A 23590-nucleotide genomic window follows, 5' to 3' on the forward strand; every position below is an offset into this window, starting at 1 on the left:
GATCAATAGCACTCCCCTCCGGGGGGTCGGTCTCAAGCGGCGGGAGCCACCTTCTGCATCGCGTTGATGACCCGGTCCATCGCGTCACCGCCCTTGGGATCGGTGAGATTCGCCAGGAGCTTGAGCGTGAACCGCATCAACGTGGGGTGCGGCAGGCCGTGCGTGGTCAGGAACTTCATGACCCGCGGGTCGCCGATGGCCTGGACGAAGACACGGGCGAGGGTGAAATAGCCGCCGTGGTCGTCCTTGAGAATGCGCGGGTACTCGTACAGCGTCCGCTCCCGCTGCGCGGGGGTCCGCCGGGCGAGCGCCTGAACGATGATGTCGGCGGCGAGATGGCCGGATTCGAGGGCGTAGTCGATGCCCTCCCCGTTGAACGGGTTGATCATCCCGCCGGAGTCGCCGACCAGCAACATGCCGCGTGTGTAGTGCGGCTGCCGGTTGAAGCCCATGGGGAGCGCCGCGCCGCGGATCGGGCTGGTCGCGTGCTCCTCGTCGAACTGCCATTCCTCGGGCATGTTGGCGCACCAGCGTTTGAGCATGCCCCGGTAATCGACGTTTTGGAACGACTTACTCGTGTTGAGGAGGCCCAATCCGACGTTGCAGGTGCCGTCGGCCACCGGGAAGACCCAGCCGTAGCCGGGTAGCAGGCGCTGGCCGTCCCACAACTCCAGCCAGGCCTCCATGTACTCGTCGGTGTGCCGGGGGCTCTCGAAGTAGCGCCGGACGGCCACGCCCATCGGCCGGTCCTCGCGCCGCCGCAGGCCCATGGCCAGCGACAACCGCGACGAGTTGCCGTCGGCGGCCACGACGAGCGGCGCGTGGAACGAAAGGTCCTCGCCCTCGTACTTGGCGGTCACACCGATGATCCGGTCGGTCCGCTCGTCCAGGATCGGTGCCTGGACGTTGCAGCCCTGCAGGAGCTTGGCCCCGGCCTTCACCGCGTGCTCGGCCAGCAACTGGTCGAGGTCCATGCGCGTCCGGACGAGCCCGAAGTCGGGGAAGCTCGCCAGCTCCGGCCACGGCAGCTCGATCTTGACGCCGCCGCCGTAGATCCGCAGGCCCTTGTTACGGGCCCATCCGGGGGCGTTGATGTCGACACCCATGCTGACCAGTGCCCGCACGGCGCGCGGCGTGAGCCCGTCGCCGCAGATCTTGTCGCGCGGGAACGTCGCCTTCTCCAGCAGCAGCACGTCCAAGCCGGCCTGCGCCAGCCAGTAGGCGGTCCCGGACCCGGCGGGGCCGGCCCCGACGACGATGACGTCTGCCGTACGGGTGGAGTCGGTCACAGCTTTCCTCTTTAGCTCGTTCGCTTGTGAAGTACTTCACAAGGATCCGTTGGGGAGTCTATTCCTTATTGGCGGCCCGTGGGTACCTCTGGGCATCCAGAGATTTGGACCGGTCCCATGACGTCAGCCCGGGTTGATGGCGTGATGGAGGGCCACCACCCCGAACGTCAGATTGCGCCAGCGGACCTTCTCCCAGCCCGCCTTCTGGATCAGCCCCGCCAGCGCCGCCTGGTCTGGCCACTCCAGTGTCGATTCGGCCAAGTACCTGTAGGAATCGGGGTTTGAGCTGACTCTGGCCAGTAGCGGCAGCCCGTACCGCAGGTGCATCTTGTGACCCGTCGCCAGCACCCCGTTCGGCGGGTGGCTGACCTCACAGACCAGCAGCCGTCCACCCGGCTTGGCGACCCGCCGCAACTCCTGGAGAGCGCGAACCGTGTCCGCGACGTTGCGCAATCCGAACGAAATCGTCACCGCGTCGAACGCCCCGTCCGCGAACGGAAGCTTCAACGCGTCCCCCGCCACGAACCGCAGCCGCTCCACACCCGTCTGCCGCCGGACACCGACCCGCAACATCCCCAGCGAGAAGTCGCAGGCCACCGTCTCGGCCCCGGCCTCGGCGAACGGCACCGACGACGTCCCCGTCCCGGCGGCCAGGTCGAGGACCCGCTCTCCCGGCCGGGCTTCCACGGCCTTGACGACCTCTCGCCGCCACCGCCGATCCTGCCCGCCGGTCATGAGGCTGTTGAGCAGGTCGTAACGCTCGGCGGTGCTGTCGAACATCGCAGCGACGTCGGCGGGCTGCTTGTCGAGTGAGGCACGGGTCATGCCCCTAACCATAGAAGGACCTGCCACCCGCCATGCGAAGGCGGGGCCCGTTGGTCATCTCATGGCGACCGGGGATCAGCATGGCGACCGGGCGATCAGTTCGCGCGTCAGGGTGGTCCAGCGGGTGGCGATCAGATCGGGGTCGTACGCGCGGGATGAGCGGCGGGCCTGGTCGCCGATGCGGTGGCGGAGGGCTGCGTCCGCCATGAGCTTCCGGAGGGCGGCGGTCAGCGCCTGAACGTCCTCGGCCGGCACGAGAACGCCGTCCACACCGTCGGTAATCATCTCGGCCGGGCCGGTGGGGCAGTCGAAGGCGACGACCGGGAGGCCCTTGCTCATGGCCTCGATGATGACCATCGGCAGCCCCTCGAAGCGCGACGAGAGGACGTGGATGGAGGCCCGGGTCATCTCATCGGCGAGGTGAGGGGTGCGGCCGCGGAGGGCGATCTGGGCCTTGAGGCCCATCTCGGCGACCAGGGTCTTGAGGTGGGCCCGCTGCGGGCCCGAGCCGAAGATGCGGAGGGTCCAGTCGGGGAACTCGGCGGCGAGCGGCTCGTACGCCTGGATGAGGAGGTCGAACCCCTTCTGGGTGGTCAGGCGGCCCGCGGCGAGGATCACCTTGGCATCGCGGGGCGACGGGCCCCCGGCCAACTTGGGCACGGCGTTCGGGATGAGCTCGACCCGTACCCGCGAGCCCTGGAGCAATGACGTGTAGGCCGCACGCGAATGTTCGGTCAGGACGGAGAGGGCGTCCAGGCGCCGGTAGGAGCGCGTGATCTCACGGCGGACGTTGGAGTGGTAGGCGTCGAGGTTCATGTGGTCCTGGCCGATCGAGACCGTGCCGCGCGGTGCGAGTTCGGCGGCCAGGAGATTGAGTGACGGGCGCGTACCCACCAGGACGTTCGGGGAGCGTCCGCAGAGGATGAGGAGAAGGCGGAGGTCCGTGTAGAGATTCATCCTCTTGAAGGTGGGGTCGCCGATGGGCGTGATCACACTCGGCAGACGGGACAGGAGCCGGGCGAAAAGTGTCGGGGGAACGGTGCGGTCATCGGCGAAGCGGACGTGAACGTTCGGTGGGATGGGGAAGAACGGATCCGGCTTGCTGCGGACCACGCTGACGATCTCGATGTCGTGGTCGCCGGCGAGGTGGCCGCTGAGGTTGAGCACCGTGCGGATGGTGCCGCCCATCCCGTGCGCGTGCTGGAGAAGAACACGCACCCGCGGTCGTTCTCCGGGCCTGGGCACCCGGCGCAACAACAGCAGGTGCCGCACCGTGAGCAGCACCATCCGGCGCAGAATCCGGTGAAGTCGTCGTCGCATGAATCAGCTCCGTCTGAATCAGCTCTGTCCCAGGTCGCTGACTAATACATGCTCGGCGTGGGGCAAAGGTTGCCTGGCGGAGCCGATTCATGCGTGACGATCAGCGCAGGGCGTAGGCGCGGAGGACGGTTTGCTCCACTGAGGCGGCGTCGCCGTCGGAGGCGCGGAGGCGGAGTGACACGTGACCTTGGTGGGTGGCCGGGTGGACGAGTTGGGCTTGCCAGCGGTTGGTGCCGTCAGCGGTCACCTTGGTCTCGTGCCAGGTCTTGCCGTCGTCGTACGAGACCTCGACCGCCAGCGTCCGCAGATTGGGCAAGGGGTGGGTCTGGGTGTCCAGGCGTGTGTCGACGACACCGACGGTGAGGCGGAACGGGCCGGAGGGTGCGTGGTTGGTGAGGTCGAACGGGCCGGTGGCGCGCAGGGAGTAGAGCGGCGGCTCCTCGAACGCCTTGGGCGCCGGGGTGTAGGGGAATGTCCAGCGGGCCTCTGACCTGGTGCCCAGCGCCGTCCACGCGACCTTTCGGGTGGCGGTGGCATGCACCGAGTAGGAGGCTCGGCCCGGCGGAGTGGTGACCAGGACCGTGTCGGAGTCGGCGGAGCCGAGCAGCTGCCCGTCCCGGTGGACGGTGACGGTGGTCTGGGTTTCGGGCTTCGCCTGCCATGAGGCGTTCGCCGACTCGAAAGGCCCGGCGCTGATCGCCACCGGGCACCTGGCGCACTTGCGGTTGCCTCGCAAGGACGTGGTGAAAGCCGCTTTGTTCCAGTCGGCGCGCAACGAACGTCCGGCGCGCATCGGCGGGTCGATCGCGTTCTCCTCGAACCCTGTGTTCGACTCACCGGATACGAGATAGCGAGCCCAGTTCACGTTTTGTACTGGCGAGTAGAACTCGATGCGACGGCCGGGCAGCGAAACAGCGTATTCGCCTCCTCCACTCGGGAAGAACTGACCGGGCAAGACCACGCCCGTAATGCGGAGGCCGGAGAGCGGTTTGTCAGAGTGATAGCGAGAGTCCAGCTTCGCGAGTTGACGGTCCCGGATGCGGAATGTGAGATTGGCCGGGATTCGCTTCTGGCTGAGCAGCGCGAGGTGGTAGGCGCGAGGTCCGTCCGGCTCGACGCGGGTGGTCACGAAGTAGAAGGTGTACGGGTGATCGGTGGTCTTCGCGGACGGCTCCGCGAAGAGTCCGACGGCCGGACCGTCGGAGCCGATGCCGAAGGCCACGGGGCTTCCGGCGACGGTTTCCGACACCCCTGCCTCGTCGAATCCGCTCTGCACGGCGGTGCGGCTGTCCAGGCGGGTGGAGACGCGCTTGCCACGGCGGGCGTCGGCGTTGATCGTGATGTCGCGGTCGACGTCGAGCGCGGGCCGGGAGAAGAGCGTGCTGTCCTTGAACGTGCCGTCCGCGGCCAGGGTGTTGACGGCGGCGGTCAGCCCGTACCGCCCGGCTGGGACGCGGGCGACGACCTTGCCGCCGCTGACGAACGTACTGGCGTATTCACCGGTCTTCAGGTCGATGAGGCCGACCCAGGGCAGCGACTCGATCGTGCCGCCCACAGGCCGGCCCGTCCGGTCGATGCCGCTCAGCGTCACGGTGTGGAGGGGCGGCTCCAGGAGGGCTCCGACCGGCAGCGTCAGCTGACCGGCGGTGAGCCGGCCGCTGTACGAGCCTGTCGCGGAAGATTTGGCGGGGTCGACGGTGACGGAGGCGGAGGCCGTTCCGTTGGCCGGGACCTCGATCTTCGCGGGGCTGACCTCGAACATGCCCTCGGGCGCTGGTTCGCCGGATGGGTTCTGGGAGGTGAGGCCGAGGTCGAGGGTCACCGGGGCCGAGGAGTCATTGCGGAAGGTCACGGTCTTGCTGACCTTCTCCTTGACGTGGAAGGACAGGCTGCCCTCCTCGGTCCAGATCCGCTGGGAGACTGCCCGGCCGACGTCGACGCGGCCTGCGCCCTGCCGGTAGACGGTGTCGGTGTCGTTGGGTTTGGCGGTGTTCATCAAGGCGGCCTTGAGACGTGCGGGCGCCCAGGCGGGGTAGGCCTGGGCGAGGAGGGCCGCGGCACCCGCCACGTGCGGCGCCGCCATCGACGTGCCGCTGGCGCGCACATAGTGGTCGCCGACCGGCTCACCGAGCTCGGTGCCCTGCGCGCGGGCGGCGGCGATCTCGACGCCGGGCGCGGTGATGTCGGGCTTGACGGCGCCGTCGCCCCGACGCGGTCCGCTGCTGGAGAACGGGGCCCGGTTGTCGTCTCCGTCCACGGCGCCCACGGTCAGCGCGGCGTCGGCCACGCCGGGCACGCCGACGGAGCCGTCGGCGCCCGCGTTGCCGGAGGCGACGACGAAAAGCGTGCCGGTGCGTTCCGTAAGGGTGTTGACGGCGGTGGAGACCGGATCCGTGCCGTCGCTGGGCAGGGACGCGCCAAGGCTCAGGTTCACGACGCGGAGACGTTGCCCGGCTGCCCACTCCATGCCCGCGATGACCTGCGACATGGAGCCGCTGCCATCGTCGCCGAGCACCTTGCCGACAGCCAGCTTGGCGTCCGGTGCCACGCCCCGGAAACGCCGGTCGGCGACGCCGTCACCCGTGATGATCGAGGCGACATGGGTGCCGTGGCCGTTGCCGTCCTGCACGCCCTTGGTGTTCCCGGTGAAGTCCTTGGACGCGGCGACGGCGTCCGCGAGGTCCGGGTGGCCCGCGTCGATGCCCGTGTCGAGGACCCCGACCGTCACGCCCTTGCCCGTGCTGCCCGCCTGCCACGCCGCGGGCGCCCCGATCCGCGGCACGCTCTTGTCGAGGCTCGCCCGGACGCGCGCGTCGAGCCACACCCTGGAGTTCCCGGTCTTGACCGAGGTCCAGAAGGTCGCGGCCTGGTCCTTGCGGGTGCTGACGGCCGCCCCGTTCAGCGCTCCCAGCGTCCTCGTGACCCGGGTACCGGCAGGCCGTGCCGTGCCCGCGACGATCAGAGGCAGGTCGCTGCGGTTCCTGTCGTCGTACCGGTCGCGGACGAGGCGGCTGACGTTGAAGAGCCCGGCGTCCAGGCGTCCTGCGGTCACCAAGGGCGCCGCGTCGGCCGGGACGATGGTCAGCTCACGCCGGTGCACGCGGCGGAAGAACACCAGGCTCTTACGGCCCGGGCCTGGCTCGATCCGTACGGATCGCCCGTTCAGGTGCACTTTGTCGCCGGTAACCAAAGTCACGCTCACGCGCTGGCCGGGGGACGGATCTGGCTCCTCGGCGGCTGCGGAGTCCGCCGTCAACGGTGACAGCGCGGTGGCGAGCGTCGCCACCATGACGGCACCGGCCGTTCTTGCTTTGCGGACAGGGGGTCGCATCGTTGGGCTCCTCCTTGTGATCATTCACAGGGAAGTGGCCCGGCGGGGCGGAACGTTGCAGCCCTCGAAGCAATTGATGCCGGCTAGTTGGTCTGGCCGTCCTCTTTGGTGCGTGCCTGCTCGAACTTCTTGCGGCGCGTCTGGAAACCGGAGGTGACGGCGGACGACATCGCGTCGCGCTGGCCGGACAGCAGGACGAAGCTGATGATCCCGCTGATCAGCAGGGCCAGCAGGAGCAGCAGCACGCCGCGGGCGCCGAAGAGCGCGAGGAGGGCGGCGGTGGCGGCGAAGATGGCCAGCCGCGCGGCGGTGTAGAGAATGACGGAACGCATGGCGCCTCCGAGACTACCTGGGCCTGCTCGCAGCCCGTCCGCGACCTGGTCGTTATGCGAGCGCTGCCTTCAGGCGAGCACCTCCAGGAAGAGCGCCGGGTCCACGTTGCCTCCGGACAGCACCGACACGTAGGTCTCCGCGGACGGGAGCTCGTGGCGGTGGAAGAGGTAACCCGCGGTCGCCACGGCGCCGCCGGGCTCGGCGATGAGCCGGGCCTGGCGGGCGAGCCGGCGCATCGTCAGCCGGATCTCGTCCTCGGTGACCGTGATGATGTCGTCCACGTACTCGTTGATGTGGGCGAACGTCAGATCGCCGAGCCGCTGGGCGCGGAGCGCGTCGGCGATGGTGCGGCTGGTCTCCTCGGCCGACCAGGCGACCGGCTTGCCCGCCCGGAACGAGGCGCGGGCATCGGCGGCGAGCTCGGGCTCCACCCCGATGACCTTGGTCTCCGGGCTCAGCTGCTTGACCGCGGCGGCGACGCCCGCGATGAGCCCCCCGCCGCCGACCGGGACCAGCACGACCCCGGCGTCTGGACAATCTTGGACGATTTCCAGTCCGACGGTGCCCTGACCCGCAATGATTCCTGCATGGTCGAAGGGCGGCACGAGCGTGAATCCGTGCGCCTCGGCCAGCCGTTCGGCGGTGGCGACCCGGTCCTCCATCGTGGGCTCGACGTACACGATCTCCGCGCCCAGTGCGATGCACGCGTCGACCTTCACACCGGGGGTGGTGTGCGGGATGACGAGCACCACCGGAATGTCCAATGCCCGTGCCGTATAGGCGACCGCTTGCGCATGGTTACCACTGGAATGCGTCACCACACCCTTCTGCCGCCGGTCTTCCGGCATCGCGGCGATCGTCGCGTATGCACCGCGCAGTTTGAACGCGCCGATCGGCTGCAGCGACTCGGCCTTCACCAGGAGCCGTGGATCGCTCAGCGGAAAGGGCACGAGCGGGGTTCGGAGGGCGACACCCGCGATCCGTGCGGCGGCGCGTTCGACCTCCTCCAGAGGCACAAGATCGGACATGCCTCCGAGCCTACGGGGATGTCCTCTGAGGTGGTTAAGGGGCGGTTCCGATCGGGACACGGCGGGGTTATAGAGATCGACGTGACCACTGTGCCCAATGCCATGTTTACTTCACGTTATTTCTGCTGTTCGCGCGATCACTCACGGTGATGTTTTGCGAAAACAAGGGAGAAATCGGTCTTGACCCGCCACACTAGGAAACAGTCCACCCGCACCGAGAGCGGGACAAAGGGGGAGAGATAACGTGGAAAGCACGAGCGAGCGTCTGCTCACCCCAGGAGAGGTCGCAGCCCTCTTCCGGGTCGATCCCAAGACCGTGACGCGCTGGGCCGCGGCCGGCCGGATCAGTAGCATCCGCACTCCCGGCGGTCACCGCCGTTTCCGCGAGTCCGAAGTACACGCGCTGCTGCGCGGGGAAGAGCCGGTAGCCGAGCACGTGCGCTGAGCATCTGAGATCCGACTCGGTCCGCCCTTCCCCCGCGGCGGCCCTCTTCTCCTTCACCGCCCGCCACGCTCCATCCCTCACCGGGACTGGTCCTCCCTGCCCGCCTTCCACTCCTCGAACTGACGGAGCAGGTCGGCGTCCCCGTCACGCCAGCTGCGGCGCTTCTCCTCCAGCTCCGCTTCGGTCAGCGACTGGCCGAGCAGCCGGTCGTAGTCGGGGTCGCCGGGGCCGATCTCCACGTACGCCTGGGCGATGACCCGTCCCTCGTCCGTGCCCTCGTCGGGGTTGAGCAGAACGCTCTGGGGCACCCGGAGCGTTCCGTCGGGTAGCCGGATCACGTACATCGTCGATCACCTTCGGTGCTGGTCGTGCAGCCTTGAGGTTCCGTTCGTGGCTTCCATCGCTGGTGGTCCGTCAGATTCCGTATCTTCGGTTGAAGAAGAGCATGACGTCGAGTGCGGCGCGAATGTTGCCGGCGAGCATATCGACCAGGGCAGGGCGTTGCCGGGCGGAGATCGCTGCGAACGCGTCGGCGAAGAACTCCCGGCGACCGAGATCATCCGGCTGCAGGTGGAAGTCGCTGGCGAGGAACGGCCGGCACTGGTCGTACAACGCCCGGAACGCAGGGCTGTCGGACTGCCAGCCGCCGCCCTCGCCGTCGATGTCGTCGAGGGCGTGGCCGACCTCGTGCATCATCACGTCGGGGGTGGGCGAGGGGCGGTCCCCCACCACGATCTTCCGGTCGCCGTACGCGCCGGCGCAGATGTCCCAGGTCGCGCGGCCGGACGGCAGCGGCCGGTCGCGCAGGTGACCCATGTCGTCGAGCTGCGGGACGCCGCCCGGCCCCACGTAGATGCCGTCGAGCCCGCTCGCCAGCTTTTCCTTGAGCGAGTCGGGCAGGCCCGCGAGGCTCTCGACGGCCCGGACGACCTCGGGGGTCGGCGGCCCCTGCCGGGCATCCCACTGGCGGTAGAGAATCCCCTCCAGCGCACCGCAGTGCAGGCGGCCGTCGGCGGCGGGATTCGGTATGCCGGGAGGGTGCGGCTCGGCTCGCGGCAGCTCGTCGTCGAGCTCGAAGTCACGCCACGAATAACCGACCGGGCGCGCGTCCTTACGGGCGCTCCCGGGGCGCCGGGGCCCGACGGCGGCATCCGAGGCCGCGTCGGCCGCGGCCCGCACCGCGAAGTCGTCGTCCCGCCCCGCCTTGCGGAACCTGCCGAACCGATCCCGCGGCTGGTTGCTGCGCGGGCGGAACTGCCGGGTCTCCTGACGCTGCCCCGAGTCCGGAGGCGCGGGCGACGGCGAGTACGAGGTGTCCCTCAACTCCCGGGACTTGCGGTGGATGCCTCTGAAGCGCATCGGGCTCCTCTGTCAGCGGGCCCCCCGAATCATCAAGCGACAGGGCCCCCGTGGCAGGGTAAGCCGGAACCCGACACCGCGTCATCCCCACGAGTCACGGACTAATCTCAAGGGATGGCGTTTGTGCTGCTCGTGCTCATCCTTGTAGGAGTTTGGCTGTTCTGCCTCTTCGAGGTCCTCGGCACCGATGAGACCGACGTACGGCACCTGCCCAAGTTCGGCTGGTTCCTTGTCGTTCTGCTGGGGTTCCTCCTCGGTGCGGGGGCGTGGCTGCTGTTCGGCAGACCACGGCGCGCACGCGAGGAGACGGTGTGGCCGCTGCCGGGTGCCTCCGGGGCACCGAAGGGCCCGGATGACGACCCGGCGTTCCTGGAGGACCTCGACCGCCGCCTCCGCGACGATGAGTGAGATCCCTGTTGACAGTGAGTGATGTCCTGCTTACGCGTACGAGTGCAGGCCGGAGAACATGTAGTTCACGCCGAAGAAGTTGAACAGCAGGCACCCGAACGCGACGAGTGAGAGGATCGCGGCCTTCCGCCCGCGCCACCCGGCCGTCGCGCGCGCGTGCAGGTAGGCCGCGTACGCGATCCAGGTGATGAACGACCAGATCTCCTTGGGGTCCCAGCCCCAGTAACGGCCCCACGCCTCGTCCGCCCAGATGGCGCCCATGATGATCGCGGCGGTCCAGATCGGGAACGCGAACATGGTGACGCGCAGCGCCAGCCGGTCGAGGTTGTCAGCTGAGGGCACCCTGGCGAGGAAGCCGCCCGCCGCGTCGGTGGGGGCCAGCTTGGGGCCTCCGGAGCCCGCCGCCACCGCCACGCGGGCTTCCTGGCGGGCTTTGAACAGGTAGAGGATCGTCGAGGCGCCGGCGACGGTGAACGCGCCGGTCGCGATGATGGCGGCGCTGACGTGGATGGCGATCCAGTACGAGTTGAGGGCGGGCACGAGCGGGCCGACCTTGTCGTACAGCCAGATGTTGGCGATGCCGAGCGCGATGACCGCGGCGAGCATGACGAACGCGCCGAGGAAGCGGGCCTTGTAGCGGAACATCACGACGAGGTAGGCGCTCACGGCGGCGAACGCGATGGCGGTGAGGAACTCGTACATGTTGCCCCACGGCCAGCGTTCCGCGGCCAGCCCGCGGGTCACCATGAATCCGAGGTGCGCGCCCCAGCCGAGCACGTTCAGCAGGACGGCAAGCCGCCCCCAGTCCCTGGCCTCGGGCTCTTCCTCCTCGACGGCCGTGCCCTTGGCGGGGACGCCGTCGGCCACTTCGGCGCCACCCGCGCCGACGAGGACCTTGGCCTCGGCCTCGGTCCGGGCCTCGGCCCGCCGCCGAGGCAGCCCAAAGCCCAGATCGGCCGCGTAGGCGACCATGGCGACGATGTAGAGCACGACGGTGCTCAGCATGAGCTTGTCGCTCAGTTCCGCGAGGTCGGCAGTGCTCACCCTCGTCACTCCTCAGATTCGGTTGCCGAAGCGGCGGCCTGGTCGGTGCCGGACTTCTCTTGCTCGCCGCGGAGCGCGGCCACGATGTCGTCGAACTCGGAGGTCGGGTTGCCGAGCGTCAGCCCGCCGACCTCGACCACGGTACGCCCGCCCTCTCCGGCGCTCGCACGGACCCACACCCTGCGGCGGCGGACCATGAACGAGGCGACCACGCCCGCGATCGCCAGGATCGCCGCGATCAGCGCCGGCATCCGGCCCGGGTCGCGGTTGACCGACAGGCTGGCCCACTCCTTGAGGCCCTCGAACTTGACGGTCCCGGCGCCGTCCGGGAGCGTGAACGTCTCTCCCGGCTTCATGATCTTCTGGCCGTCCCGGCCGAGGGGCTGCAGCGTCTTGCCGATGCCCTCGAGCTTGTAGACCGACTGCGGGGTGCCGGAGTCCAGGCCGAGATCGCCCTTGAACGAGGAGACCGTGATCACCGGGTTGAGCGGCGCCGGGAAGGCGGACACGATCTGTTTCTGGTCCGCGGTGGCCACCGCGGACGGCCACAGGATGGCGTAGAAGGCCAACTGGTCCGGCTCGGCGTCGGGGACCTTGACGACGCCCTCGGAGGTCTGGTTGCGGGTCTCCATCTGCAGGAACGGCACCGCGTCCCGGAAGGCGACGTTCCCCTTGGCGTCGCGCACCGTGAAGACGGGCGAGTAGCCGTGGTTGAGCAGGTAGACCTTGGCGCCGCCGACTTCCAGCGGGTGGTTGACCTTCAGGTCGTACGACTTCTCCGGCGAGGCCGGCGTCTCGCGGTAGCGCACCTTGGCCAGGTAGTCGGTGGCCTGGCCGCGCTTGGCGCCCTGCGTCTCGTACGTCGCCTTGAAGTCGTCGAGGGTCATCGTGAACGGCGGCAGATCGTCCGAGTCGAACTCGCGCCCCGGCATGAACTGGTCGTACCGCGACAACGAGTTGGCGAAGGTGTTGCCCTCCGTCAGCAGCACGTTGCCCCGGTAGCCGAACGACGAGCCAAGGCCGAGCGCGAACAGCAGCGCCAGCAGGGCAAGGTGGAAGACCAGGTTGCCGGTCTCCCCCACGTAACCCTTCTCCGCCGCGACCGAACTCTCACCCACGTCCACGCGGAAGCGCCGCCTGCGCAGCAGTTTGCGTGCTTCGGCCAGGACCTCGTCCGGCTCGGCGTCCGTCTCGTACGACTCCGACTGCGGCAGCCGCATCAGGTTGCGGGGTGCGGCCGGCGGGCGGGCGCGCATCGCGCGGTAGTGCTTGAACGCGCGCGGGATCACGCATCCCGCGAGCGACACGAACAGCAGGATGTAGATCGCCGCGAACCACGGCGCGCCGAAGACGTCGAACAGGGAGAACCTGTCCAGCCACGGCGCGAGCGACGCGTGGTCGGTGAAGTACTGGTCGACCTTCTCCGGGGCCTGCGCGCGTTGCGGCAGGATCGAGCCCGGCACGGCGCCCAGCGCGACCAGGAAGAGCAGGATCAGCGCCGTGCGCATCGTGGTGAGCTGGCGCCAGGACCAGCGCAGCCACCCGATCGGGCCGAGCCCCCTGGGCCGCGGCACTTCCTCGGCGGCCTGCCGTTCTGGGGGCGCCGCGACGCCGGGTTCCGTGTCGGTGGCGCTGTCGGTGTCGTTCAACTCAAATCACCGGTTCGAAGCCGCTGATCCACGACTTCAGTTGAATGGTCAGGTCGTTCCACATGCCGGTCACCAGCAGCAACCCGAGCACGACGAGCATGCCGCCGCCGATGCGCATGACCAGCCGGTAGTGCCGCTTGACCGCCCCGAAGGCCCCGAGGGCCCGCCGGTACGCCAGCGCGGTGATCACGAAGGGAAGGCCGAGTCCCAGGCAGTACGCCAGCGACAGTAGCGCGCCGCGGCCCGCACTCGCCTCGGTGATGGACAGTGCCTGGACGGCGCCGAGCGTCGGGCCGATGCAGGGCGTCCAGCCGACACCGAACAGCACGCCCAGCAGCGGCGCGCCCACCAGCCCGGCCGCGGGCAGCCTCCCGGACTTCATGGTCCGCTGGAGTCCCGGCACGAAACCCATGAACGCCAGCCCGAAGACGATCGTGACGGCCCCCAGCACACGGGTGATCGGCTCCTGGTACTCCAGCAGCCAGCGCCCGAGGCCGCCGAACACCAGCCCGTAGCTCACGAAGACCAGCGTGAAGCCCGCGATGAAGAGCGCGGCCCCCGCCACCAGCCGTCCGCGCCGCTGGTCAGCCAGGTCCGCACCGCTCATGCCGGTCACGTACGAGAGGTAGCCGGGCACGAGCGGCAGCACGCACGGCGAGGCGAACGAGACCAGCCCGGCCAGGGCGGCCAGCGGCGCAGCCACCAGCAACGACCCGCTGGTGACGGTCTCGTTGACCTGGGCCAGGGCGCTCACTGCCTCGCTCCGCTCGGTGTCACTGGTTCGCTCCGCGCGATGTCACTGGTTCGCTCCGCTCGGGGTCACTTCTCAGCCGCGACCTTGGCGACGAGCGGGCCCAGCTTCGAGTAGGTCGTCGCACCCACGATGCGGGCCGCGACCCGGCCCTGCCGGTCGAGGACCAGCGTGCTGGGAATCGCGTTCGGCGGCACGTCCCGGAAGGCGAGCGTGATCTGCCCGCTCTCGTCGAACAGGCTCGGGTACGTGATCTTGAACTTGCGCTCGAAGGCCTTGGCGTTGTCGCGGCTGTCCTTGAACCCGACGCCGACGAACTCCACGCCCTTGGCCTTGTTCTCCTTGTAGACCTGCTCCAGGGAGGGCGCCTCGCCCCGGCAGGGGGCGCACCACGAGGCCCAGAAGTTGACCACGGTGACCTTGCCGCGGAGCTCGGCGAGCTTGAGGGGCTTGCCCTCCAGCGTCGTGCCCTCCGCCTGCGGGGCGGCCTTGCGGTCGGCGGCCTTGATCTCCTGCGCGTTGCCGTCGCCCCCGACGAAGCGGTTGCCGCTCCCGTCGGGGCCCGACGCCGACGATCCCGCGCAGCCCGCCAGCGCCATGGACGAACCGACCGACAGGGCGACCACGGCGGCGAACAGCCCGGGGGAGGTGCGGGGGTTCAACGGACCCTCCTACAACTACAGCTTGTAGTACTCAATCTAGCGGCCGGGTCAGGCACCCGCGACACTGGGGCCCTTGGCGATCCCGGCGGCGGGCTCGTGGTAGGAGACCTCCACCAGCCGGCTGCCCTCGAAGGCCAGGGAGGTGACGCTCGCCAGATCACACTGGCGCTTGGCGGGATGGTGCCACAACCGCCGGTGCTCGGCCCGCAGCCGCAGGATCCAGACGGGCAGCTGGTGGCTGACGCAGACGGCCTCGTGCCCGCTGGCGGTGTCCCTCGCCCGGATCACCGCCGCCTTCATCCGGGCCGCGATCTCCTTGTACGGCTCGCCCCACGAGGGGCGGACCGGGTTCACCAGGTAACGCCAGTGCTCTGGCCGCTTGAGCGAGCCCGATCCCACCCCGAAGGTCATCCCCTCGAAGTGGTTGTCGGCCTCGATGAGCCGGTCGTCCACCGTCACCGGCACATCCAGCGCGTCCGCCAGCGGCGCAGCCGTCTCCAGGGCGCGCTGCATCGGCGAGGAGAACACCGCGGTGACGTCCCGCTCGGCGAACCACCTGGCCGCCGCCTTGGCCATGAGGACCCCGTCCTCACTCAGCCGGTATCCCGGCAGCCGCCCGTACAGCACACCCTCGGGGTTGTGCACCTCACCGTGCCGCAGCAGGTGAACGATCGTCTTATCAGCAGTCATGGCGTCGCCAGGTTACCCGCGCGCCTCTTGTGTACCCGCCCCCGACCTCCCGCTCCAGACTCAGGAGCGGATGATCTCTATCTGCCTGTCCGGGCGGAGGGTCTCGCGGGCGCCGGGCGGGCAGGCGGGGAGGGTGACGGTGACCACCAGGCCTCCGCCCGGGCGCGGGCTCGCGGCTATCCGGCCCGAGTGGGCGCCGACGATGGAACGGACGATCGAGAGGCCGAGACCGGCGCCCTTGGCGGTGACCAGACGGTCACTGTCGAAGCGGTGGAAGGGTTCGAAGAGGGCGGGGATCTCGTAGGGCGGGACGGCGGGACCCGAGTTGCTGACGGTCAGCTCGACATGGCCGTCGCCGGCGCGGCTGGTCACCTCCACCCAGCCGCCGGGGCCGGAGTTGTGCCGGATGCCGTTCTCGACGAGGTTCTGAACGAGGCGTTCCAGCAGGAGGGCGTCGCCCGAGGTGAGCGCCTCGCCGGGCTCCTCCCGGACGGTGATCTCGGCAAGCGCCGCCTCGCGGGCGGTCTGGGCGGTGACGTGGCCGACGACGTCCGCCAGGTCGACCGGGGCACGGTCGGTGATCTCGTTCTCGGATCTGGCCAGCAGCAGGAGGCCGCCGATCAGGCGTTCGTGCCGGGAATTGATCTCCAGCAGGGTCTCGCCCAGCTGGATGACGTCGGGCGAGGCCGCCTTGCGGTGCATGGCGACCTCGACCAGGGCGCGGCCCAGCGTGAGCGGGGTGCGCAGCTCGTGCGAGGCGTTGGCGACGAAGCGGCGCTGCCCGTCGAAGGACCGGTCGAGCCGTTCGACCATGGTGTCGAAGGTGTCGGCGAGTTCCTTGACCTCGTCGTTCGGGCCATGGAGCGCGATCCGTTCATGCAGGTTGTGATCGGCGGCGGGCGCGCTCGCGATGCGCCGCGCGGTGTCGGTGACCTTGTGCAGCGGGGCGAGCATGCGGCCGGCGATGAGCCAGCCGAAGCCCACCGACAGGCCGCCGACCGCCAGCAACGCCAGCCCGCCCTGCGTGACCAGGGAGGTCACGGCGGCGTCGTGCAGCTTGTCCCGCTCCTCCTCGAGGAAGCGCTCGGTGTCGGCGGACATGAGCCGGTCACCCGGGCGCGCCTCGTTCGGTGGTTGCGGCGCCACCGTGATCCTCCTGCCGGACGGATCCGTCTGGGTGATCGCGAGGAACTTCTGGCCGCGCTGGGCGAGCTGCTGGTCGAAGAGAACGTAGGTGACGCCGAGCAGCAGCAGCCCGGCGACGAAGAACAGCCCGCCGTAGGTCAACGTGAGCCGGACGCGGAGGGAGACGCGGCGTTGCCGCAGGCGCTTCAGCTTCATGAGATCCGGTACCCCACTCCCTTGACGGTCTCGACCACGGGCGGGTCGGCGAGCTTGCGGCGCAGCTTGAGGATGGTGAGGCGGACCGCGCCGGTGAACGGGTCGGCATGCTCGTCCCACGCCTTCTCCAGCAGCCGTTCCGCGGACACGACGGCCCCCTCGGCGCGGAGCAGTTCCGTCAGCACGGCGAACTCCTTCCGGGCCAGCGGAACGTAGCGTCCGTCCCGGAACACCTCTCGGCGCGCCGGGTCGAGCGTGATGCCGGCGCGGCGCAGCACCGGCGGCGCGGCGGGGCGGGACCGGCGGCCGAGCGCCTGCACGCGGGCGGCCAGCTCGGGGAAGGCGAAGGGCTTGGTGAGGTAGTCGTCCGCACCGAGGCCGAGACCCGCGACCCGGTCGGTGACCTCCGCGGCGGCGGTCAGCATGAGGACACGGACCGCCGTCTCCGCCTCGGCGAGCTCCCGGCAGATCTCGTCCCCGTGCACGATCGGCAGGTCACGGTCCAGGACGACGACGTCGTAGTCGTTGACCGCGACCCGTTCGAGCGCCGCCGCCCCGTCGTAGGCGAGATCGACCGCGTGCGCCTCGTCCCGCAGCCACTCCGCGATCGCGTCCGCGAGCAACCGCTCGTCCTCCACCACCAGCACCCGCATCTGTCCCGTCCCTCCGATGACTCCCAGCAGCCATCCTGACGATCCGGCTGTTTCTTTTCCGTTAGGGCCGCGAGAAACGGAGGGGAAACGCGGGGCCCGGTTGCATGCCCGTCATTGGCCGGAACCGATCCGGTCCGATCGAGGAGAAGACATGCGACTGCAGAAGATCAGTGTGCTGGCGGCCCTTCCGCTGGCGCTGGCCCTCACACTCACCGCGTGCGGCGGCGACGAGGAGAAGCCCGGCGTCGCGACCGTCAACAACGGCAAGCAGGCGGGCAGCACCGGCGGCGCGACGCTCAGCCCGGCGGAACGGGGGGCCAAGTACGCCGAGTGCATGCGCAAGAACGGCATCCCGATGGACGACCCGAAGCCGGGCGGCGGCATCCAGCTCAAACTCGACGGGAAGATCCCCAGGTCCACGCTGGACAAGGCGCAGGAAGCCTGCCGCGAGTTCAACCCGATGCAGGACGCCGCCCCCGGCTCGGACCCCGAGGCCGAAAAGCGGGGCCTCAAGTTCGCCGAGTGCATGCGCGAGAAGGGTGTGGAGAAGTTCCCCAACCCCAAGCCGGGCCAGCGCGGCGTCATGATCAACAAGGACGACATCGGGGACGACCCTGACCTTGAGGCCGCGCAGAAGGCGTGCATGCCCATCATGCAGCGCGGCGGCGCCAACGGCGGCGGCGGGGCCGGGCAGTGACGGCAGTGGGCGAACACGGGGGCGGCCCCCGGCCGGCACCGGCCGTCGACGGGCAGGCCGCCGACAGGCAGAGCGCCGACGGGCAGGCTGCCGGCGGGCAGGCCAGGCCGGTCCCGCCCGATGAGCCGCCCCCTCCGGGCGGACGGGCTGCGGAGCGGCGGCCACGCCGGCGACGCTCCCGGAAGAAGATCATCGCGGCCGTCGCCGTAGTGATCGGCGGGAGCGTGGCCGTCGCGGCGGCGTTGGCCCTCGGCCAAGGCAACGGCTCCGGCGGCGCGACGGCGAGCAACCTGCCGCCGAAGACCGCCAAGGTGTCCAAGGAGACGCTCAAGGACACCCAGGAGGCCGACGGGCAGCTCGGCTTCGGGACGACCAGCACCGCGACCAGCAGGCTGTCAGGCACGCTCACGGCCCTGCCCGACAGCGGCAGCGAGATCGGCCGGGGCAAGCCGCTCTACAAGGTGGACGACGACCCCGTCCTGCTCATGTACGGGTCCAAGCCCGCGTACCGGCCCCTGCGGTCGGGCGTCGAGGGCTCGGACGTCCTGCAGCTGGAACGCAACCTGAGCGCCCTCGGCTACGACGGGTTCACGGTGGACGACGAGTACACCGGGGACACCGCCGACGCGGTCCGCGAGTGGCAGGACGACAAGGGACTGGAGGAGACCGGCGAGGTCGAGCTCGGCCGCGTGGTCTTCGTCTCCGGCGAGATCCGCGTGGAGAGCCTGCACGCGGGCGAGGGCGATGCGATGCGTCCGGGCGGCAAGGTGCTGTCCTACACCGGGACCGACAAAGCCGTCACCGTGGAGCTGGAGACCACCGACCAGCGCCTGGCCAAGAAGGGCGCGACCGTCGAGGTGACGCTGCCCGACGAAACCGCCGTGCCCGGCCGGATCGACGAGGTGTCCACGATCATCCAGCCGGCGAGCGGGAACGAGGACGCGACGACCAAGGTCGAGGTCATCGTCGAGCTCAAGGGCGCCAAGGCCCAGAAGGAGGCTGCGGACTACGCCATGGCCGCGGTGGACGTCACGTTCACCGCCGGGACCCGCAAGGACGTGCTGACCGTGCCGGTCGCGGCGCTGGTGGCGCTCCAGGAGGGCGGCTTCGGCGTGGAGGTCGTGAACGGCGGCACCACGGCCTACGTGCCGGTCAAGACCGGGCTGTTCGCGGACGGCAAGGTCGAGGTCTCCGGCGCGGGGATCACCGAGGGCACGACCGTGGGGATGCCGAAATGATCTCCCTTCGGGACGTGACCAAGCACTACTCCGGCGGGGTGACCGCGCTCGGCGGCGTCTCGCTGGACATCGGCGCGGGCGAGCTGGCCGCGATCGTCGGCCCGTCCGGATCGGGCAAGTCGACCATGCTGAACGTGCTCGGCACCCTGGACCGGCCCACGTCGGGCACGGTGCACATCGACGGCTACGAGGTCGGCAAGCTGTCGGACGCCAAGCTGTCGGCGCTGCGGGCGAGCCGGATCGGCTTCGTCTTCCAGCAGTTCCATCTGGCGCCGGGCACGCCGGCACTGGACAACGTGGCGGACGGGCTCCTCTATTCGGGCTACCGCCCGTCCGTCCGGCGCCGCCGCGCGGCGGCGGCGCTGGAACGCGTCGGGCTGGGGCATCGCATGGATCACCACCCGCACGAGCTGTCGGGTGGTGAACGGCAGCGCGTCGCCATCGCGCGGGCCGTGGCAGGCGAGCCCGCGCTGCTGCTCGCCGACGAACCCACCGGGGCACTCGACTCGGTCTCGGGCGCGGGGGTGATGTCGCTTCTGCGCGAGCTGCACGCCGCCGGCACCACGGTCCTGATCATCACGCACGACCGGGACATCGCGGACGCGCTCCCCCGGCAGGTACGGATGCGCGACGGCCTGGTGGTGGCGGACTCGGGACAACCCGGTCTGGTCACGGCGGGGGTGGGCTGATGGCGGCGATCGGTCCGTCGCTCAGGCCGGCCCGGATGTGGCCGGGCGACGTGGTCAAGGTCGGCGCGGTGGGCCTGCGCACCCGCCCGATGCGGGCGTTCCTGTCCGCGCTCGGCATCGCCATCGGCATCGCGGCGATGGTCGCCGTCGTCGGCATCTCCTCGTCGTCGCGGGCCGACCTCGACCGCACCCTGGCGTCGCTGGGGACCAACCTGCTGAAGGTCACGCCCGGCAACACCCTGGCCGGCGACGAGGCCCAGCTGCCGAACGAGTCCGAGGCGATGGTCGCCCGGATCGCGCCGGTTCACACGGTGTCGGCGATCGGCCTGATCGACGAGGCGAAGGTCTACCGCAACAGCAAGATCGACGAGGCGGAGACCGGCGGGATCGCGACGTACGCCGCCCGGACGGGGCTGCGCGAGGCGATCGGCGCACGGCTGCGTGCCGGCACCTGGCTGAACGAGGCGACGAGCAGGTACCCGGCGACGGTCCTGGGCGCGACCGCGGCGGAGAAGCTCGGCGTCAGCCAGGCGGGTCCCGGCATCCAGGTCGTGATCGGCGGTGAGCTGTTCACCGTCGTCGGCATCCTCGAACCGGCGCCGCTGGCCGAGGAGCTGAACAGCGGGGCGCTGGTCGGCTGGCCGGTGGCGACGTCGGAGCTGGGCTTCGACGGGCATCCGACCACGGTCTTCACCCGTTCGGACGACGCGAGCGTCGAGGCGGTGCGGTCCGTGCTCGGGGCCACCGCCAACCCGGCGGCGCCGAACGAGGTCGAGGTCTCCCGTCCCTCGGACGCGCTCGCCGCCAGGCAGGCCGCCGACGAGGCCCTCACCGGGTTGCTGCTCGGGCTCGGCGCCGTGGCGCTGCTCGTGGGCGGCGTCGGGGTGGCCAACACCATGGTCATCTCGGTGCTGGAACGGCGCTCGGAGATCGGGTTGCGCCGTTCGCTCGGGGCGACGAAAGGGCAGATCCGTACCCAGTTCCTGGCGGAGTCGTTGCTGCTCTCCGCGCTGGGCGGGGTGGGCGGCGCGCTGATCGGCAGCCTGGTGACCGGCGGCTACGCGATCTACCAGGGATGGCCGGTCATCATCCCCGCGTGGGCCGTGCTGGGCGGAATCGGCGCCACGCTGGCCATCGGCGCGCTGGCCGGTCTTTACCCGGCGGTCCGTGCGTCCCGGCTCTCGCCGACAGAGGCGCTCGCCACCCCGTGAGCGGGTGATTCAGGGCCCCCACTCCCCCGAGGGCCGCCTCCCCTCGGGCCCTGGATCACCCCTCCCAGGTGTGGCGATCGAGGAAGGCCCGGTCGTCGCGCGCGTACTCGTCGAAGGCCCGCTGGACCTCGGCGAGATCGGTCACCTGAGTCCGGTAGAGCTTGTTCTGGCGGCTGTCCTTGTACTCGAGTTCGTAGCCGCCGGGTTCCGGCGCGGCCTGGACGAAGTGCTCACCGAAGACGACCAGGGCGGCGAACGGGTTCTGTTCCGACAGCCGTTCCAGGACGTCCCGGATGAGGCCCAAGTCGGGATCGACCACCTGAACGCCGTCGCCCGTGTGGAGTTGCATGCCCTCGTACACCCCGGTCGGCCCGAGATTGTGCACCAGCCCACGGTAAGGGTCGTAGCAGGTCAGCCCGTGTGCTCGTGCCAGCGCGTAGACCTGTGCGGAGACCTCGTCCGCCCGTTCCGCATCCATCCGCACGCGAGCGAAGCGCTCATCCTCGCCGGACACCTCCACGTCCGGGAAGCGGTCGGCGAACTCCTTGACGAACGCGGCGACCGCCGGATGCGGAGCGGCCTGCTCGAACGCCGTCGCGGCGCGCTCACGCGTGACCGGTGCGTCCTCGTTCCAGATGACCAGCTCGTACGTCACCCGGCCATGATCCCATCAAAGGTCCTGCGGCTGCTGCTCGGCGGGCTCGGGGGCGCTCTGGGGGGCGGCGGCTCGCAGGGCGTCCATGGCGGCGCGGATGGCGGGGCGGCGGGCCGCCTCCTCCCGCCAGACCGCGTAGACGCGGCGGGACAGGGAGGTCTTCAGCGGCACGATCCGCACGCCCTCGGGAACGTCACAGCGGCCCAGGCGGGGCAGGATGGCGTTGCCCAGACCGGCCTCGACCAGGGCGAGCTGGGTGGCGAACTCGTAGGCCATGTGGTCGATGCGCGGCTCGGCGTCGATCGAACGCAGCGTGTGCGTGAGCCAGTCGCAGCAGATGCTGCCCGGTGTCGAGCTGATCCACGGATCGCCCGCCAGCTCCTTGAGCTCCACCTGGTCGCGATCGGCCAGCGGGTGGCCGGCCGGCAGCGCGACGTCGGCCACGTCGTAGCAGATCGTGCCGCGGAGCAGGCCCTCGGGGATCGGCAGCGGCTCGTTGTTCCAGTCCTGGACGACCGCCATGTCGAGATCTCCGCGCACGACGCGCGGGATGCTCTGCATCGGGTCCTCCTCGCCCACGATCACACGGAGGTCGGGATGGTCCGCGCGCAGGCCGCGCAGCGCGGCCGGCATGAGACCGCGGATGGCGGTCGGGAAGGCCGCGACGGCCAGCTCGCCCACCACGGCGCCCCGGTGGGCCTCCAGATCGGCCTGTGCCCGTTCGACCAGGGACAGGATGCGGTCCGCGTGGGTCACGAGCAGCTCGGCGGCGTCGGTCAGCCGGACGCCGCGTCCGTTGCGCTCCAGCAGCTTCTGCCCGGTCTCGCGCTCCAGCTTGGCAAGCTGCTGGGAGACGGCGGAGGTGGTGACGTGCAGCACGTCGGCTGCTGCGCTCACCGAGCCGTAGGTGGCGACCGAGTGCAGCGCGCGGAGGCGTTCCAAATCGAGCATGAAGTAACTCTAAAGCGAGCTGTCAACTAATTCTAGATTGTCCTAAAACGAGGTGACCGCGACCATAAGTGCATGTCACCGCGCCATCTGCTCCTCGCCGTCATGATCGCCGCGATCTGGGGCTTCAACTTCGTGCCGATCAAGACCGGGCTGGACACCTTCCCGCCGCTGCTGTTCGGCGCCCTGCGGTTCGTGGTGTCGGCGCTGCCCGCGGTCTTCTTCGTGCGGCGGCCTCCGGTCGCCTGGAAATGGATCCTGTTGATCGGCCTGGCGATCGGGGTCGGCCAGTTCGGGATGATGTTCATCGGCATGCGAGAGGGCATGCCCGCCGGGCTGGCCTCGGTGCTGCTGCAGTCGGCCGCGCTCTTCACGACCGTCTTCGCGTTCGGGCTGCTGGGCGAGCGGCCCCGGCCGATCACGGCGGCCGGCATGCTGGTCGCCCTCTTCGGCGTGACGCTGATCGGCGTCGACTTCGGGCACGGCAGCCCGATCCTGGCCTTCCTGCTGACCATCGGCGCTGCGGCCTCCTGGGGGCTGGGCAACGTCCTCATGCGGATGATGAACCAGTCCACCGAGGAGCCCGTCGACGGCTTCGCGTTCATGGTGTGGATGTCCCTGGTGCCGCCGCTGCCGCTGCTCACGCTCTCCCTGATCTTCGAGGGACCGGCCGCCGACCTGGACGCTTTCACCGACGTGCCCTGGGAGGCCTGGGCGTCCCTGGCCTACATCGCCTACCTGTCGACCCTGGTCGGCTTCGGCGCGTGGGGGTGGCTCATGCGGCGGTACGAGGCGGGCACGGTGGCGATGTACGCGCTGCTCGTCCCCCCGTTCGGCATCGTCTCGACGGTCGTGGTCCTCGGCGAGAGCGTCAGCGCCCTGCGGCTCTTCGCCGCGGCGCTCATCGTCGGCGGCGTGGCCCTCGGCAGCGTCCGGCGCCGCCGTCAGGACGAGCCCGCCCCCGCCGCCGAGCCGCCCCTCCCCACGCCCGAACCCGTGCTGTCCAAGTGATCCCCCGCGCTTT

The 23590-nt window shown here is 70.0% G+C and carries 24 protein-coding genes; 7 read left to right on the forward strand and 17 right to left on the reverse strand.

All coding sequences use genetic code 11. From position 1 onward, the window contains the following. Positions 1-32: 32 nt before the first annotated feature. The 6 genes from ACH34W_RS43020 to ACH34W_RS43045 form a co-directional block, all read right to left on the reverse strand. Positions 33-1289 carry a geranylgeranyl reductase family protein gene (locus tag ACH34W_RS43020; protein ID WP_395966987.1) on the reverse strand — a complete coding sequence of 419 codons (1257 nt, stop codon included), beginning with the start codon at positions 1287-1289 and terminating at the stop codon, positions 33-35. Between the two features lie 123 nt (positions 1290-1412). Further along, entirely contained in the window at positions 1413-2114 is a 702-nt protein-coding gene (locus ACH34W_RS43025; RefSeq protein WP_395966988.1) for a demethylmenaquinone methyltransferase, read from the reverse strand. A 75-nt stretch (positions 2115-2189) separates the two neighbouring features. Next, positions 2190-3434 carry a glycosyltransferase family 4 protein gene (locus ACH34W_RS43030; protein WP_395966989.1) on the reverse strand — a complete coding sequence of 415 codons (1245 nt, stop codon included), beginning with the start codon at positions 3432-3434 and terminating at the stop codon, positions 2190-2192. Positions 3435-3534: 100 nt separating this feature from the next. After that, positions 3535-6765 (reverse strand): S8 family serine peptidase, encoded by a 3231-nt coding sequence (locus tag ACH34W_RS43035; protein WP_395966990.1) that lies wholly within the window; start codon positions 6763-6765, stop codon positions 3535-3537. A gap of 83 nt (positions 6766-6848) precedes the next feature. Beyond that, positions 6849-7097 (reverse strand): DUF4229 domain-containing protein, encoded by a 249-nt coding sequence (locus ACH34W_RS43040; protein WP_395966991.1) that lies wholly within the window; start codon positions 7095-7097, stop codon positions 6849-6851. Between the two features lie 69 nt (positions 7098-7166). Further along, on the reverse strand, positions 7167-8126 hold the full coding sequence (locus tag ACH34W_RS43045; RefSeq protein WP_395966992.1) for a threonine/serine dehydratase: 960 nt from the start codon (positions 8124-8126) through the stop codon (positions 7167-7169). Positions 8127-8370: 244 nt separating this feature from the next. On the opposite strand from ACH34W_RS43045, the gene ACH34W_RS43050 reads away from it, so the two are divergent. Further along, entirely contained in the window at positions 8371-8571 is a 201-nt protein-coding gene (locus tag ACH34W_RS43050) for a BldC family transcriptional regulator (RefSeq protein ID WP_151559136.1), read from the forward strand. A 77-nt stretch (positions 8572-8648) separates the two neighbouring features. Here the strand turns inward: ACH34W_RS43050 and ACH34W_RS43055 are convergent, their stop codons facing one another. Together ACH34W_RS43055 and ACH34W_RS43060 are read right to left on the reverse strand one after the other, a co-directional pair. After that, complete coding sequence (locus ACH34W_RS43055) at positions 8649-8915, reverse strand: hypothetical protein (RefSeq protein WP_395966993.1); 267 nt, start codon at positions 8913-8915, stop codon at positions 8649-8651. A 70-nt stretch (positions 8916-8985) separates the two neighbouring features. Beyond that, positions 8986-9930 carry a hypothetical protein gene (locus ACH34W_RS43060; RefSeq protein WP_395966994.1) on the reverse strand — a complete coding sequence of 315 codons (945 nt, stop codon included), beginning with the start codon at positions 9928-9930 and terminating at the stop codon, positions 8986-8988. 114 nt (positions 9931-10044) lie between these two features. Between ACH34W_RS43060 and ACH34W_RS43065 the strand changes: the two genes are divergently transcribed. Further along, positions 10045-10338, forward strand: coding sequence for a PLDc N-terminal domain-containing protein (locus tag ACH34W_RS43065; RefSeq protein ID WP_395966995.1), 294 nt, complete (start codon positions 10045-10047; stop codon positions 10336-10338). A gap of 30 nt (positions 10339-10368) precedes the next feature. On the opposite strand, the gene ccsB is transcribed toward ACH34W_RS43065, so the two are convergent. The 7 genes from ccsB to ACH34W_RS43100 form a co-directional block, all read right to left on the reverse strand. Next, positions 10369-11382: a c-type cytochrome biogenesis protein CcsB gene (ccsB, locus tag ACH34W_RS43070; protein ID WP_395966996.1), complete on the reverse strand. Its 1014-nt coding sequence runs from the start codon at positions 11380-11382 to the stop codon at positions 10369-10371. A 5-nt stretch (positions 11383-11387) separates the two neighbouring features. Further along, on the reverse strand, positions 11388-13031 hold the full coding sequence (locus tag ACH34W_RS43075) for a cytochrome c biogenesis protein ResB (RefSeq protein ID WP_395966997.1): 1644 nt from the start codon (positions 13029-13031) through the stop codon (positions 11388-11390). A 1-nt stretch (position 13032) separates the two neighbouring features. Then, a complete protein-coding gene (locus tag ACH34W_RS43080) occupies positions 13033-13785 on the reverse strand; it encodes a cytochrome c biogenesis CcdA family protein (protein WP_395966998.1) in 753 nt (250 codons plus the stop codon). Between the two features lie 65 nt (positions 13786-13850). Continuing rightward, entirely contained in the window at positions 13851-14444 is a 594-nt protein-coding gene (locus ACH34W_RS43085; protein WP_395966999.1) for a redoxin domain-containing protein, read from the reverse strand. Between the two features lie 48 nt (positions 14445-14492). Beyond that, a complete protein-coding gene (locus tag ACH34W_RS43090) occupies positions 14493-15134 on the reverse strand; it encodes a histidine phosphatase family protein (protein ID WP_395967000.1) in 642 nt (213 codons plus the stop codon). Between the two features lie 60 nt (positions 15135-15194). Next, positions 15195-16475 carry a sensor histidine kinase gene (locus tag ACH34W_RS43095; RefSeq protein ID WP_395967001.1) on the reverse strand — a complete coding sequence of 427 codons (1281 nt, stop codon included), beginning with the start codon at positions 16473-16475 and terminating at the stop codon, positions 15195-15197. Beyond that, a complete protein-coding gene (locus ACH34W_RS43100; RefSeq protein ID WP_395967002.1) occupies positions 16472-17128 on the reverse strand; it encodes a response regulator transcription factor in 657 nt (218 codons plus the stop codon). Before ACH34W_RS43100 ends, ACH34W_RS43095 begins: the two co-directional genes overlap by 4 nt. 151 nt (positions 17129-17279) lie before the next feature. On the opposite strand from ACH34W_RS43100, the gene ACH34W_RS43105 reads away from it, so the two are divergent. Genes ACH34W_RS43105 through ACH34W_RS43120 form a run of 4 tightly spaced genes read left to right on the forward strand, consistent with a single transcriptional unit; the run spans position 17280 to position 20963 of the window. Then, positions 17280-17825 (forward strand): hypothetical protein, encoded by a 546-nt coding sequence (locus ACH34W_RS43105; RefSeq protein WP_395967003.1) that lies wholly within the window; start codon positions 17280-17282, stop codon positions 17823-17825. Positions 17826-17830: 5 nt separating this feature from the next. Next, the gene (locus tag ACH34W_RS43110; RefSeq protein WP_395967004.1) at positions 17831-19063 is read left to right on the forward strand and encodes an efflux RND transporter periplasmic adaptor subunit; all 1233 of its coding nucleotides are present in this window, start codon (positions 17831-17833) and stop codon (positions 19061-19063) included. Next, positions 19060-19752 carry an ABC transporter ATP-binding protein gene (locus tag ACH34W_RS43115; protein WP_395967005.1) on the forward strand — a complete coding sequence of 231 codons (693 nt, stop codon included), beginning with the start codon at positions 19060-19062 and terminating at the stop codon, positions 19750-19752. The genes ACH34W_RS43110 and ACH34W_RS43115 overlap by 4 nt, the downstream gene beginning before the upstream one ends. After that, on the forward strand, positions 19752-20963 hold the full coding sequence (locus tag ACH34W_RS43120; protein ID WP_395967006.1) for an ABC transporter permease: 1212 nt from the start codon (positions 19752-19754) through the stop codon (positions 20961-20963). Before ACH34W_RS43115 ends, ACH34W_RS43120 begins: the two co-directional genes overlap by 1 nt. Positions 20964-21018: 55 nt before the next feature. On the opposite strand, the gene ACH34W_RS43125 is transcribed toward ACH34W_RS43120, so the two are convergent. Next, positions 21019-21618 (reverse strand): hypothetical protein, encoded by a 600-nt coding sequence (locus tag ACH34W_RS43125; protein ID WP_395967007.1) that lies wholly within the window; start codon positions 21616-21618, stop codon positions 21019-21021. Between the two features lie 15 nt (positions 21619-21633). Further along, positions 21634-22569, reverse strand: coding sequence for a LysR substrate-binding domain-containing protein (locus tag ACH34W_RS43130; protein WP_395967008.1), 936 nt, complete (start codon positions 22567-22569; stop codon positions 21634-21636). A gap of 72 nt (positions 22570-22641) precedes the next feature. Between ACH34W_RS43130 and ACH34W_RS43135 the strand changes: the two genes are divergently transcribed. Beyond that, a complete protein-coding gene (locus tag ACH34W_RS43135) occupies positions 22642-23577 on the forward strand; it encodes an EamA family transporter (protein ID WP_395967009.1) in 936 nt (311 codons plus the stop codon). Positions 23578-23590: the final 13 nt, after the last annotated feature.

The sequence above is a fragment of the Actinomadura sp. 6N118 genome, from assembly GCF_044326415.1.
Classification (GTDB): Bacteria; Actinomycetota; Actinomycetes; order Streptosporangiales; family Streptosporangiaceae; genus Spirillospora.

Excerpts from the sequence above, each read along its gene's own strand:
- ACH34W_RS43025 (WP_395966988.1), bottom strand. The coding sequence starts at position 2,114 with ATGACCCGTGCCTCACTCGACAAGCAGCCCGCCGACGTCGCTGCGATG.
- ACH34W_RS43095 (WP_395967001.1), bottom strand. The coding sequence starts at position 16,475 with ATGAAGCTGAAGCGCCTGCGGCAACGCCGCGTCTCCCTCCGCGTCCGG.
- ACH34W_RS43035 (WP_395966990.1), bottom strand. The coding sequence starts at position 6,765 with ATGCGACCCCCTGTCCGCAAAGCAAGAACGGCCGGTGCCGTCATGGTG.
- ACH34W_RS43040 (WP_395966991.1), bottom strand. The coding sequence starts at position 7,097 with ATGCGTTCCGTCATTCTCTACACCGCCGCGCGGCTGGCCATCTTCGCC.
- ACH34W_RS43055 (WP_395966993.1), bottom strand. The coding sequence starts at position 8,915 with ATGTACGTGATCCGGCTACCCGACGGAACGCTCCGGGTGCCCCAGAGC.
- ACH34W_RS43120 (WP_395967006.1), top strand. The coding sequence starts at position 19,752 with ATGGCGGCGATCGGTCCGTCGCTCAGGCCGGCCCGGATGTGGCCGGGC.
- ACH34W_RS43105 (WP_395967003.1), top strand. The coding sequence starts at position 17,280 with ATGCGACTGCAGAAGATCAGTGTGCTGGCGGCCCTTCCGCTGGCGCTG.
- ACH34W_RS43030 (WP_395966989.1), bottom strand. The coding sequence starts at position 3,434 with ATGCGACGACGACTTCACCGGATTCTGCGCCGGATGGTGCTGCTCACG.
- ACH34W_RS43065 (WP_395966995.1), top strand. The coding sequence starts at position 10,045 with ATGGCGTTTGTGCTGCTCGTGCTCATCCTTGTAGGAGTTTGGCTGTTC.
- ACH34W_RS43135 (WP_395967009.1), top strand. The coding sequence starts at position 22,642 with ATGTCACCGCGCCATCTGCTCCTCGCCGTCATGATCGCCGCGATCTGG.
- ACH34W_RS43130 (WP_395967008.1), bottom strand. The coding sequence starts at position 22,569 with ATGCTCGATTTGGAACGCCTCCGCGCGCTGCACTCGGTCGCCACCTAC.
- ACH34W_RS43090 (WP_395967000.1), bottom strand. The coding sequence starts at position 15,134 with ATGACTGCTGATAAGACGATCGTTCACCTGCTGCGGCACGGTGAGGTG.
- ACH34W_RS43100 (WP_395967002.1), bottom strand. The coding sequence starts at position 17,128 with ATGCGGGTGCTGGTGGTGGAGGACGAGCGGTTGCTCGCGGACGCGATC.
- ACH34W_RS43045 (WP_395966992.1), bottom strand. The coding sequence starts at position 8,126 with ATGTCCGATCTTGTGCCTCTGGAGGAGGTCGAACGCGCCGCCGCACGG.
- ACH34W_RS43060 (WP_395966994.1), bottom strand. The coding sequence starts at position 9,930 with ATGCGCTTCAGAGGCATCCACCGCAAGTCCCGGGAGTTGAGGGACACC.
- ACH34W_RS43115 (WP_395967005.1), top strand. The coding sequence starts at position 19,060 with ATGATCTCCCTTCGGGACGTGACCAAGCACTACTCCGGCGGGGTGACC.